Raw genomic sequence first — 12,584 nt, forward strand, 5'->3', positions numbered from 1 at the left:
GTGCCCGTCGTCCACCTCATGACCGGCCTCCCCGCCTCCGGGAAGACCACGGCCGCCCGCGCCCTGCAGGCAGCCGCCGAGGGGCGCGTCCGGCGCGTCAACCTCGACGACCTCCGCGCCATGCTCGACATCCCCGCGCCGGACCGCGGCCGGTCCCACAAGCACGAGCAGACCGTGCTCGGCATCCAGGACGCCGCCGTCCGAGCCGCCGTCGACGACGGCTTCGACGTCGTCGTCGACAACACCCACCTCACCCCGCACGTCCCGAAGCGTCTGAAGGCCGCCGTGGGCGGCCTCGCCACCTTCGCCGTCCACGACTTCACCGACGTGCCCGTCGACGAGTGCGTCCGCCGCGACGCCGCCCGCGAGCGGTCCGTCGGCGAGGACATCATCCGGATCCTGGCCGACAAGCACGCCAAGGCCACCCGGAACGGCTGGCGGCTCACCGCGGACTGGCTCAACGACCGCCCCGCCGTCGGCGAGACCTACGTCCCCGACCCGAGCCTCCCCACCGCCGTCATGTGCGACATCGACGGCACCCTCGCCCTGCGCGTCGACCGCGGCCCGTACGACTTCGCGCGCTGCGACCGCGACCTGCTCAACGTCTCCGTGCGCGACGCCCTGCGCGCCTTCCGGCACACCGAGCGGGACCGGATCGTCCTGCTCTCCGGCCGGAGCGAGGACCACCGGGCCATCACCGAGGGCTGGCTCGCCCACCACGAGGTGCCGTACGACGAGCTGTGGATGCGCGCCTCCGGCGACGGCCGCGGCGACGACCTCGTGAAGGCCGAGCTCTTCGAGGCCCATGTCCGCCACCGGTACGCCATCCGCGTCTCGCTCGACGACCGCGACCGGGTCGTCGCCCTCTGGCGCCGGATGGGCCTGCCCACCTGGCAGGTCAACTACGGGGCCTTCTGACCGCGCGACGGCGGGAGCGGCGGGGGCGGGACCGGCGGGGGCGGTCCGGCCGCCCCCGCCGCCGTGTCAGGATCGTGGGATGGTGGAAAAGATCATCGCGGCGTGCGACGGCGCGTCGAAGGGAAACCCCGGCCCCGCGGCCTGGGCATGGGTCATCGGCCGGGCCGACGGAGCGATCGACCGCTGGGAGGCGGGCCCGCTCGGCCGGGCGACCAACAACGTGGCCGAACTCACGGCCCTGGAACGGCTGCTCGAAGTACTCGACCCGGCGGTCCCCGTCGAGGTCCGCATGGACTCCCAGTACGCCATGAAGGCCGTCACGACCTGGCTCCCCGGCTGGCGCCGCAAGGGCTGGAAGACCTCCTCCGGCAGCCCCGTCGCCAACAAGGACCTGGTCGTCCGCATCGACGCCCTCCTCACCGGCCGGAACGTCGACTTCGTCTACGTCCCCGCGCACCAGGTCGACGGCGACCCCCTCAACGACGCCGCCGACCGCGCGGCCAGTCACTCCGCCCGTACCCAGGAGGGCACGAGCTCCGACGCGGGGGCCGCGCTGCCGCCCCCGGAGGCATCGACACGCGCCTCCGCGCCCCGCGCGCGCTCCTCCGCGCTCTCCGGCTCGGCGGGCTTCTCCTCCGCCGGTTCCTCCGGTGCCTCGTCCGCCCGTCGGACACGCCCGTCGGGGGCCACGCTCAAGGCCCGGTTCGCGGGCCGCTGCCGCTGCGGCAAGGCCTACGACAAGGGCGAGACCATCGCGAAGAACCCCGACGGCTGGGGCCATCCCACCTGCGTCTGAACCCACCCGCCGTCCGACTGGCGGGCGGCCGAGTCCGTTGCTTGAGACCGGTCGACCCGGGCGCACGCGAGCCTTCACCCAGGCGTGTACCCGGGTTCGTCCGGGGTTCTGTTCTCCGAGCGCTTGTGGCTGCATACTGTCCTCCTCGCCACCGGTGACGAACCGTTTTACCTGCTCATTTGTCGTTCTCACGACGTGATCGGGGCCGGCGAGAACCTCCCCCTTGCAGCCGCCGCGGTCTCCCCACGGCGGAAGCTCTCCCTGCCCGTGAAAGACCCGAGGTTCCGTGCCAGTACCTGTTCTCCTGACCGGGCGCTCCGTGCGCCTGGAGCCGCTGGCGATGCGGCACGCCGAAGCCCTCGCCCGGGCCGGCGGGGCGGACCGATCGGCCTACGCCTTCACCCCCGTGCCCGACGGCTTCCCATCGGCCCTCGACTACATCGGCCGCGCCCTCGCGGATCAGGCGGCAGGACGTTCCCTGCCCTTCGCCCTGATCAGTACGGCCGACGAACGAGTCATCGGCTCGACCCGGTTCCTCGAACTCGACTACTGGAGGGGCCCGCTGGTCTGGCCGCCCGTCCCCGGCCTGCCCCACGGCGATCCCCTGACCGCCGTGCCGGACGCCGCCGAGATCGGCAACACCTGGATCGCCGGCGACGCCCGGGGCACCGGCATCAACACCGAGGCCAAGTACCTCATGCTCCGGCACGCCTTCGAAGCCTGGGGCGTCCGCCGCATCACCCTGCGCGCCGACGCCCGCAACACCCGCTCCAGAATCGCGATCGAACGGCTCGGAGCCAGCTGCGAAGGCGTCCGCCGTGCCCACTCCCGAGGGCTCGACGGAGCCGTCCGCGACACGGCCTTCTACTCGATCCTCGACGAGGAATGGCCCACGGTCAGGGACATCATCGAACTCCGTCTGTCCACCCCCCGCCAGGTGCGCGTCCCGCAGGACCTGCTCCCGGCCTGACCCCCTCCACCACCGCTCCGGCGGGCACTCGCGCCCCCACCGGAGCGGTGGTTCCATGGAGGGGACGGGAAGGACTCGACAGTGAGGACGCGGGGTAGCGGCCGTCACCGACCGCGCACCGTGCAATCAGGATCCGCGAGAAGCGGATGAGTCCTTCCCGCCCCCTTGCCCGACGAGTCCCTCCCGCCCGCCGCCGTCCCCCTTCGGCACCGGCCGGCACTGGTCACCCGCTCCACCGGAGGACCGCCCCGGCCCGCCCGGTACGGTGATCGCACCAGCGAACCGCGCCACCGAAGGGACCGAGTGATCGTGCCGACCGGAACCGCCGACGTACTCCTCCGGACGGAGGGCCGGGCCGGATTCATCACCCTGAACCGCCCCCGCGCCATCAACGCGCTCACCCACCCGATGGTCCTCGCCGTCGACGCGGCCCTGACCGGATGGGAACACGACCCGGACATCCACACCGTGGTCATCGAGGGCGCCGGGGAACGCGGCCTCTGCGCCGGCGGCGACATCCGCGCCATCCACGACGACGCCCGCGCCGGCGGCTCCGCCTCCCGGGCCTTCTGGCGCGACGAGTACCGGCTCAACGCCCGTATCGCCCGCTACCCCAAGCCCTACGTCGCCCTCATGGACGGCATCGTCATGGGCGGCGGCGTCGGCGTCTCCGCGCACGGCTCCGTCCGCGTCGTCACCGAACGCTCCCGGGTCGCCATGCCCGAGACCGGCATCGGCTTCGTCCCCGACGTCGGCGGCACCCACCTCCTCGGCCGCGCCCCCGGCCAACTCGGCACCCATCTCGCCCTCACAGGCGGCCACGTCGGCGCCGCCGACGCGATCCTCACCGGCCTCGCCGACCACTTCGTCCCCGCCGCCGGACTGCCCGCCCTGGCCCGGGACCTGACCCTCCTCCCCGCCGAGGAGGCCGTCGCCCGGCACACCGCCACGGCCCCGGCCGGCGTGCTCGCCGAACAGCGGGAGTGGATCGACGCCTGCTACCCGGCCGACACCGTCGAGGAGGTGGTCGAGCGCCTCTTCGACACCGGCGCCCCCGCCGCCAAGGAGGCGGCCACCACCCTCCTCACCAAGTCCCCGACCGCGCTCAAGGCCTCCCTGGCGACCCTCCGCAGGTCCCGCGCCCTCACCACCCTCGAAGAGGTCCTCGACCTGGAGTACCGGGTCTCCTGCGCCGCCCTCGCCACCCCCGACCTCGTCGAGGGCATCCGCGCGCAGGTCGTCGACAAGGACCGCGACCCCCACTGGACCCCGGCCACCCTCGCCGAGGTCACGGACGAGGACGTCGCCCGCTACTTCACCGAGCCCGCCGAGGGCGACCTCGGCCTCGAAGCCGCCCGCGTGCGCGGTGCCGCCGGGGACCGAGGCCCTCAGGACCGCGCGTGACCGCGGACACCTCCTTCCGGCCCGTACTCGACCTCATCGCCGAGGAGATCGCCGCACTCACCGAGCGGGGCACCCCCGCCGACTACATCCCCGCCCTCGCGGCCGGCGACCCCGCCGACTTCGGCATGGCCGTCGCCGAACTCGACGGCACCGTCTACGGGGTGGGCGACTGGCGGCGCCCCTTCTCCACCCAGTCCGTCACCAAGGTCTTCACCCTCGCGCTCGCCCTCGCCGGAGAGGGCGACGCGCTCTGGGCCCACGTCGGCAGGGAACCCTCCGGCGACCCGTTCAACTCCCTCGTCCAGCTGGAGTACGAGCACGGCATCCCGCGCAACCCGTTCATCAACGCCGGCGCCCTCGTCGTCACCGACCGCCTGCACCGGCTGACCGGCGACGCCTCGGGCCACCTGCTCGACTTCCTGCGCGCCGAGAGCGGCAACCCGGACCTCGGCTTCGACACCGACGTGGCCACCTCCGAAGCCGCCCACGGCGACCGCAACGCGGCCCTCGCCCACTTCATGGCCTCGTACGGCAACATCACCGGCCCCGTCCCCGACCTGCTGCGCGAGTACTTCCGGCAGTGCTCCCTCGAAGCCTCCTGCGCCGACCTCGCCCTGGCCACCGGCTTCCTCGCCCGCCACGGCCTGCGCGCCGACGGCACCCGGCTGCTGACCCGCAGCCAGGCCAAACAGGTCAACGCCGTCATGCTCACCTGCGGCACCTACGACGCCGCGGGCGACTTCGCCTACCGCGTGGGACTCCCCGGCAAGAGCGGCGTCGGCGGGGCCGTCGTCGCCGTGGTCCCGGGCCGCTGCACCCTGTGCGTGTGGAGCCCCGGCCTGGACCGCCGGGGCAACTCGGTCGCGGGCGTGACGGCGCTCGACCGCTTCACGACCATCACCGGACTGTCCGTCTTCTGAGACCCCGGTTCACGACCATCACCGGCCTGTCCGTCGTCTGAGCCCCCGGCCGGGTCCGGAAGTCCCCGCCGCACGCAGGGGCTGGGTCGCGTACGGAGAACCCCGCCGTTCGTCCGCAGTTCAGGCGGGGGCCGGGCCGGTATGCCGACGCTGCCCATCCCCGGCCGCGTGGACAACGGCCCTGCCTGGCTTACGGGTCGGTGCCGTACCTGCACGGTCTGCCGGGTGCGCGGGCGCGGCCGCCACTCGTGCACGTCGTCCCTGAGCTGAGCACCGCCGCGCCCGGCGGCGGGGCGTTAGTGGGACGTAAGCGGTGCGTGAGTGCCGGGGCGGAGTATCAATGCGGCACCGACCGGCCGTCACGGACTTCCATGCTTCCCAAGGGAACCGACATGCCTTCCGCACGTCGCTCGACCAGGCCCGCCCCTCTCCAAGTCGGTCCCGCCGTCGATTCGCCGGGTCTGAGCGCGACGGACGGCACGGGGGTGGGGCACCGCCCGCCCGACCTGCCGTGCGGGCCTCGACGTACCCGGTCGCGATCGTCCGGGGAGCCCTCGGTCGCCCGCCGTCCCCGGAACGGCATCCTCCGCCCGCACATGTCCCATCTCAGGAAGGACACCCCTTGAGACACTCCTCCGCCCCCCGGCGGACACCCAGAAGGGCCGGGTTCCGTGAACGGATCACCCGGCTCCTCGCCGCTGTCATGGCCGTCGGAGCGCTTGGCGCCTTCTCTGTCGTCGTCGAGGCGGCACCCGCGTCGGCCGCGCCCGCGCCTGCGGTGCGCTACTACGTACAGAGCATCGTCACCGGCAACAACATGTCCGGGTCCGCGATCTACCCCATCGAGGTGCCGCTGGACGACCCGCTGACCACCCGTCCCCCGAAGGGCGACGAGGACAACCAGCAGTGGGAGTTCCGAGCGCTCTCCGGTGGCGGTTACGAGATCGCGCTGGCCGGTGGCGGGGCGTGCGTCGGACGCGACGGCGACTTCGTACGTCTGCTGGGCTGCGGCGGCGCGGACACCCAGTGGTCCGTGGCGAACGTCGGCGGCGAACGCCATGTGATCTACCGTCCCTCGGACGGCCGGCGCCTGACCGTGAACGCCGACGCCCTCTACCAGGACATCACCGTCACGGCCAGCGCCGCCACCGACACCGTCTGGTACCTCACTCCGGTCGACCCGGGGCGGAGCCCGATGCCGGCGGCGTCGGAGCGGACGTTCGACCAGATGACGTATCTGACGACGCACAACTCCATGAGCAACACCGAGCAGGACGCGGGGCACATCATCGCCCCCAATCAGCCGCACAGCATCCTCACCCAGCTGAACGACGGCGTTCGGGGGCTGATGGTCGACGTCTACGACCAGGAGGGGCGGATCGTCCTCTGCCACAAGCCCGACTGCGCCACCGCGACCCGGCAGGCCATGACGGTGCCGATGGGGGAGATCGGCTCGTTCCTGCGGAGCCGTCCCGGTGAGATCGTGACGATCTTCATGGAGGACCATGTCAGCGGAGCCCAGCTCCGCACGGCGCTCGCCGGTCTGTTCGGGGAGCGGAACGACAACGGCACCGTCAAGACGGCCGGCACTCTCTCGGACCTCGTCTTCGACCCCCGAGAGTGGAACGTGCGGACCCGCGGCTGGCCCAAGGTCCAGGACATGATCAACGCGAACAAGCGGCTGGTGATGTTCAGCCAGGGCGACGACAAGGAGTCCCTGGGAGTCATGCACGACCAGGACTGGACCGTCGAGAACTACTGGTCCATGGGGCCCGGGCTCGGTTCGTCCGACTGGACGTGCCGAACCCGCTGGGGCTCCATCCCGCTGAGCACTCAGGCCTACGCCACGGGCGTGACCGGTGAGCCGACGGCGTTTCGGCCGCTGTTCGTCATGAACCACTTCCGTGACGTGCCCATGAGCCCGACGTACAGGAACGACAACGAGAAGCTGCAGAACCGGGCGGAGCGGTTCTGCATGCCGGCCGCCCGGAAGAAGCCCAATTTCCTGACGGTCGACCAGTACCGCGACGGCGACCCGATGGCGGCCGTCACCGCCCTCAACACGTACACCTACCGCGGCGAACCCGTCGCCGCCCCGAGCCCCACGCCGCCGCCCGGCCCCACGCCGCTGCCTCCGCCGGTGCCGGGTGACCCGCAGTGGAAGGTCCAGCGGCTGGCGGTCATGCCGCTGGGCGACTCGATCACCCTGGGAGTCGGCAGCAGCACCGGCGACGGCTACCGTCCTGGCCTGTGGAGCAAGCTCCAGGGGCACGGCAGCACCGTCGACTTCGTCGGCTCGATGAACAGCGGCACCCTCCCGGACACCGACCACGAGGGCCACTCGGGCTGGTTCATCGGCGGTATCCACGACAACATCGGATCCTGGCTGTACCGGGCCCGGCCCAACGTGGTGACGCTGAAGATCGGCACCAACGACATCAACAAGAACATCGATGTGGCGAACGCGCCGACCCGGCTGAAGCAGCTCATCGACCGGATCCGCGCCTCCGCCCCCGGGATCACCGTGGCGGTCGCCACCATCGTCCCGAACGCCGACAGTGCCGCGCAGGCCCGCGTCGTCACCTACAACAACGCGGTCCGCGCCCTGGTGTCGGGCTACCAGGCCCAGGGGGCACACGTCGAGCTCGCCGACACCTCCGCGGTGACCGTCGCCGAACTGGGTGACGGCCTGCACCCCAACAACGCCGGCTACGCCAAGATCGCGACCGCGTTCTACGACGCCATCGCCCGCGCCGCGGGGAAGGGCTGGATCACCGAGAACGTCGTCGTCAAGCCCGCGCTGCCCGAGCCGACCACGGTGGCCGACGCCGATGTCGACCTCGACGGGGACGGTCGGAGCGACTACCTCGTGGTCGGGGCGAACGGCAATGTCCGGGCTCTGCTCAACAAGGTGGGTGCGAACGGGGCGATCGCCTGGTCCGATCTCGGTTACGTCGCGAGCGGTTCGGCCGGGTGGACCGGTGGGCAGGTGCGTTTCGCGGATGTCGACGGGGACGGTCGSAGYGACTACCTCGTSGTCGGGGCGAACGGCAACGTCCACGCCTACCGCAACTCGGGCACCGGAACGACCGTGACGTGGGAGGACCTCGGCTTCATCGCCGCCGGTTCATCCGGCTGGACCGACTCCCAGATCCGTTTCGCCGACTACGACGGGGACCGCAAGGCCGACTACGTCGTGATCGGCGCCGAAGGCAGCGCGCGGGTGCTGCTGAACAAGGGCGGCGACGGCTACGGCGGCTGGGCCGACCTCGGCGTCGTCGCGACGGGTTCGTCCTCCTGGACGGGCTCGCAGATCCGGATGTCCGACCTCGACGCCGACGGCAAGGCGGACTACCTGATCGTCGGCACCAACGGCAGCCTCCGCGCCTACCTCAACCGGAACGGCTGGGCGGATCAAGGCACCATCGCCACCGGAGCCTCGGGCTGGACGGCCTCCCAGATCCACATCTGACGGAGACGCTCAGGAGCGCGTGCCGTCCCCGGCCGATGTGACGCCGGGGACGGCACGCCTGGACCATGACGGACAAGGCGGACGCGGCGAGTGGTCCCGTGCCGCGTCCGTCAGCGCCGCTGTCATCCGGTCCCCCTGTCGCGTGCACGATCCACCGCGGACCAGGCACCCTCCCGTGCCGCCGGTTCCCCCAGCGCGCCCGCCGCCGTCCGCCACGCCTCCGTGACCGCTCCGTGGGCCAGCGCCGTCGCGGCGGCCACGTCGGCGGGCAGCCGCAGCGGCGTCCCGATGTGCACATGCAGTCCCGGCCTGCGGAGCGGCGCCGTGAGCACCCCCGCGATCTGCTTCGTCCGCCCGCCGGACGTGATCCGCCGGGCACCCGCCTGACCGATCGGCACGACCGGCGCCCCCGTGGCCCCGGCGAGCCGGGCGAGCCCGGTACGGAACGACTCGGGCGGGCACTCGCCGGCGTCCCGTCGCGGCGGGATGCGCCCCTCCGCGTACAGCATCACGTGCCGCCCCGAGGCGAGCGCGACCGCCGCGTGGTCCAGGGCGACGGCCGCCCGTGACGTGTTGCGGTGGACCGGCACGTACCCCTCGCGGGTCAGCGCCCGGCCGAGCAGCGGGACCCGCCAGAGCCCGGCGGTGGCCAGCAGGACGGGCTCCACGGCCAGCCGGCGGCGGAGCGCGGCGAGCACCAGCGCCGAGTCGGCGGTCGAGGTGTGGTTCACCACCAGGATGCTGCCGGGTTCCAGACGGGCCCCGGGGTCGGCGGTGACGGTCAGCCGCCCGAAGAACGGGACGACATGGGCGGCGATGCGGCTGAGCACGGAAGGGCCCCCTGGCTCCGAGGACGAGGCGCGGACCCGTCCATCGTGCGAGGGGCGGCCGCGCCCCGCATGAGCACCCGTACTCAGTCGACGTACTCGACGGCCCACCGGGCGGGGCTCGGTGGCCGGGCCGTTCTCCGTCCGGTCTACGCTGGGCCCGGCCGACCCGACACACGGGACGCACGGGCACGAGGGGAGGGGCGGGGTGAAGGGACGTTCCACGCGACGGCTCGCGACGCTGCTGCCCGCGATCCTCTGCGCGATCTGGTCGCTCCTGCTGCTCCCGGCGCCCCAGGCACAGGGGGCACCCCTGACGGGAGCGGTGGCGTCGGCGGGATCGGCACCCGCACCGGCCGTGCCCGCGGGAACGGCTCCTGGCACGGCTCAGAGCGCGGCACCGGGTACGGCCCCGGGCGCCCCGGCTCCCGCCGTCCCGTCGGCCCCCGCCGCCACTCACCACATCGCGCCCCCGGACCCGCAGCTCGCGACGACCTCGGTCGCACGCCTCGCGGCAGCCGTCGAGAACCCCGTGCGGTTCCCGGGAACACCTGTGGCCACGGCCGCCGTTCCCGCCGACCTCCGGCCGCCCGCGCGCGGCGTCCTGGCCGGGGACCCCCGGCGCGAGCGCGCCCCGCCCACCGCTCCCCGGGGCCCCCGCGTCCCCCGAGGTCCCCCCGCCGCCCGGCACAGCTGACGTTCCTCCGCGTCGCCGTCCGGGTCCTCGGCATGTCCGCGTACCGGACCGGTCCACGACGCGTGTCCGACCGTACGCCCGGCACGGTCGGCGGGCGCCCCCACGCGCGTGCGTGGGCGGGCGCCGCCGCCGTGCGCTGCCTGTGGAGCACCCGTGTCCCCACGTACAACTCATCCCTCTCGCCCCGCCCGTAGTTCCCGTCCCGCACGTCCCTCTCGACCGGCGCGCCGCTCCCGGTCCGTCGTCTGGCGCGCGCTCCTCGCGCTCGCCGTCGTGGCCGTCTCCCTCTGGGTCACCCTGACCACCCCGCCCCGGCTCGGCCTCGACCTGAGGGGCGGCACCCGGATCGTCCTGCAGACCGAGGACGGCCCCACCGTCCGCGCCGACGCGGCGGCCACCGACCGCGCCCTGGAGGTGCTCCGCAAACGCGTCGACGGCCTCGGCGTCGCCGAACCCTCGCTCGCCCGCTCCGGCGAACGGCGCATCGTCGTCGAACTCCCCGGACTGCGTGATCCGCGCGAGGCCGCCGACGTCATCGGCCGTACCGCGCAGCTCACCTTCCACACCGTCACCGGCACCGCCCAGGGGCCCGGGGCGCCGGCCGCCAAGGACGGGACGAGGGTCCTCGCCGACCCCGACGCGCCGGGCGCCTTCCTCGCCCTGGGCGCCCCCGCGCTCACCGGGGACGGCGTCAAGAGCGCCGAGGCCGTGCTCGACGCCACCAACGGCCGGGGCTGGACCGTCGACCTCTCCTTCCGCGACTCCGCCGCCGGCACCTGGGCACGGCTCACCGGCGACGCGGCCTGCGCGGCGCCCGGCGACCCGGCGCGCCGGGTCGCGATCGTGCTCGACGACCGCGTCGTCTCGGCGCCCGCCATGCAGCAGGGCGTCCCGTGCGGCGCGGGCATCGGCGGCGGCTCCGCGCAGATCACCGGCGGATTCTCCGGCCAGGAGGCCCGCGACCTCGCGGCGCTCGTCCAGGGCGGCGCGCTGCCCGTCCCCGTGACGACCGTCGAGCAGAGCACCGTGGGACCGACGCTCGGCGCCGAGGCGATCAGGGCCAGCGCCCTCGCCGCCGTGATCGGCCTCGCCTGCACGGGCCTGTTCGTCATGCTGCTCTACCGGCTCCTCGGTTTCCTGGCGACCGTCGCCCTGCTCCTGTACGGGCTGATCTCCTACGCCGCCGTGGTCGCCCTGGGGGCCACCCTCACGCTGCCCGGCCTCGCCGGCTTCGTCCTGGCCATCGGCATCGCCGTCGACGCGAACGTCCTCGTCTTCGAACGGGCCAGGGAGGAGTACGCGGCCCTCGGCCGGACCGCCGCACGCGATCCCCGGCGGCCGCTGGAGACGGCGTTCGGCAAGGTGTGGAGCGCGGTCGCGGACTCCCACATCACCACCCTCCTCGCGGCCGGGCTGCTGTTCGTCTTCGCCTCCGGCCCGGTCAAGGGCTTCGGCGTGACCCTCGCGATCGGCGTCATCACCTCGCTCCTCAGCGCGATGGTCATCACCCGGCTCCTCGCCGACCTCACACTGCGCCTGCCGGCCGTCCGCCGACGGCCCTCGGTCACCGGCATCGCCGCACTCGGCCGGCTGCGGACCCGGCTGACCCGCCGGGTTCCGCGCCTGATGGCCCACCGGCGCCGCTGGCTGCTCTCCTGCGGGGCGCTGCTGCTGGTGGCCCTGGCGGGCATCGGGGTGCGGGGCCTGGAGTTCGGCGTCGAGTTCACCGGCGGCCGGGTCGTCCAGTACACGGCCGAACGCCCGGTGGACGCCGACCGGGCGCGCGCGGCCGTCGCCGACGCGGGCTTCCCCGACGCCGTGGTGCAGACGACGGGCGGCGGCGAGACCGCCGACGGCGGCGGAGGGACGGCGCGCGGCGAGGTGTCCGTGCGCGTCCGGGAGACCGGGGACGAGGAACAGCGCGAGATCCGGGAGGCCCTCACCCGGGTGGCGGGCCCCGTGGAGGTGGAGCGCGACGACCTGATCGGCCCGAGCCTGGGCGGGGAGCTGCGCACCCACGCGATGATCGCCCTCGGCCTGGCGGTGGCGGCGCAGCTCCTCTATCTGACGGTGCGCTTCCGCTGGACGTACGCGACGGCCGCCGTGGCGGCGATGACCCAGGACGTGCTGCTGGTCGTGGGCCTGTTCGCCTGGCTCGGCAAGCCGGTGGACAGCGTCTTCCTGGCCGCGCTCCTGACGGTCGTCGGCTACTCGGTCAACGACTCGGTGGTGGTCCTCGACCGGCTGCGCGAACTGCGCCGTCGCGGCGGGCGGATTCCGCTGCCCGACCTCGCCGACCGGGCCGTCGCCCAGACCCTGCCCCGTACCGTCAACACCGGCATGGGCGCGCTCTTCGTCCTGGCGGCGCTCGCCGTCCTGGGCGGCGACTCGCTCACCGACTTCTCGGTGGCGCTGCTCGCGGGTGTCGTCCTCGGTATGGCGTCGACGGTGTTCACGGCGATGCCGCTGGCGGTGGCGCTGGAGGCACGCCATCCGGCTCCCGCCCCGGCTCCGGCACCCCGCCGGGGCGTGGGCGCCGTGGTCTGACCGCGCACGGCGGCGGCCCGCTCCCCGTGCGCC

The 12,584-nt window shown here is 73.6% G+C and carries 9 protein-coding genes; 8 read left to right on the forward strand and 1 reads right to left on the reverse strand.

The features are described 5' to 3' along the window. The 6 genes from ASD33_RS24015 (at position 1) to ASD33_RS24040 (ending at position 8,480) form a co-directional block, all read left to right on the forward strand. Positions 1–918, forward strand: coding sequence for an AAA family ATPase (locus ASD33_RS24015; protein ID WP_079044969.1), 918 nt, complete (start codon positions 1–3; stop codon positions 916–918). Between the two features lie 79 nt (positions 919–997). Further along, a complete protein-coding gene (locus tag ASD33_RS24020; RefSeq protein WP_056564215.1) occupies positions 998–1,714 on the forward strand; it encodes a ribonuclease H in 717 nt (238 codons plus the stop codon). 286 nt (positions 1,715–2,000) lie between these two features. After that, positions 2,001–2,684 (forward strand): GNAT family protein, encoded by a 684-nt coding sequence (locus tag ASD33_RS24025; RefSeq protein ID WP_056564219.1) that lies wholly within the window; start codon positions 2,001–2,003, stop codon positions 2,682–2,684. A 303-nt stretch (positions 2,685–2,987) separates the two neighbouring features. Continuing rightward, complete coding sequence (locus tag ASD33_RS24030) at positions 2,988–4,088, forward strand: enoyl-CoA hydratase/isomerase family protein (protein ID WP_056564222.1); 1,101 nt, start codon at positions 2,988–2,990, stop codon at positions 4,086–4,088. After that, positions 4,085–5,008 carry a glutaminase gene (locus ASD33_RS24035; RefSeq protein WP_056564224.1) on the forward strand — a complete coding sequence of 308 codons (924 nt, stop codon included), beginning with the start codon at positions 4,085–4,087 and terminating at the stop codon, positions 5,006–5,008. The genes ASD33_RS24030 and ASD33_RS24035 overlap by 4 nt, the downstream gene beginning before the upstream one ends. Before the next feature lie 622 nt (positions 5,009–5,630). Continuing rightward, on the forward strand, positions 5,631–8,480 hold the full coding sequence (locus ASD33_RS24040) for an FG-GAP-like repeat-containing protein (RefSeq protein WP_242427241.1): 2,850 nt from the start codon (positions 5,631–5,633) through the stop codon (positions 8,478–8,480). Between the two features lie 122 nt (positions 8,481–8,602). Here ASD33_RS24040 and ASD33_RS24045 read toward each other — a convergent pair whose 3' ends face one another. Next, entirely contained in the window at positions 8,603–9,310 is a 708-nt protein-coding gene (locus ASD33_RS24045; RefSeq protein WP_056564229.1) for a lysophospholipid acyltransferase family protein, read from the reverse strand. Between the two features lie 205 nt (positions 9,311–9,515). On the opposite strand from ASD33_RS24045, the gene ASD33_RS35555 reads away from it, so the two are divergent. Further along, the gene (locus ASD33_RS35555) at positions 9,516–10,004 is read left to right on the forward strand and encodes a hypothetical protein (RefSeq protein WP_157870074.1); all 489 of its coding nucleotides are present in this window, start codon (positions 9,516–9,518) and stop codon (positions 10,002–10,004) included. 153 nt (positions 10,005–10,157) lie between these two features. Further along, positions 10,158–12,551, forward strand: coding sequence for a protein translocase subunit SecD (gene secD / locus ASD33_RS24050; RefSeq protein ID WP_079044971.1), 2,394 nt, complete (start codon positions 10,158–10,160; stop codon positions 12,549–12,551). Positions 12,552–12,584 lie beyond the last annotated feature (33 nt).

The organism is Streptomyces sp. Root1304 (assembly GCF_001426405.1).
Taxonomy (GTDB): domain Bacteria; phylum Actinomycetota; class Actinomycetes; order Streptomycetales; family Streptomycetaceae; genus Streptomyces.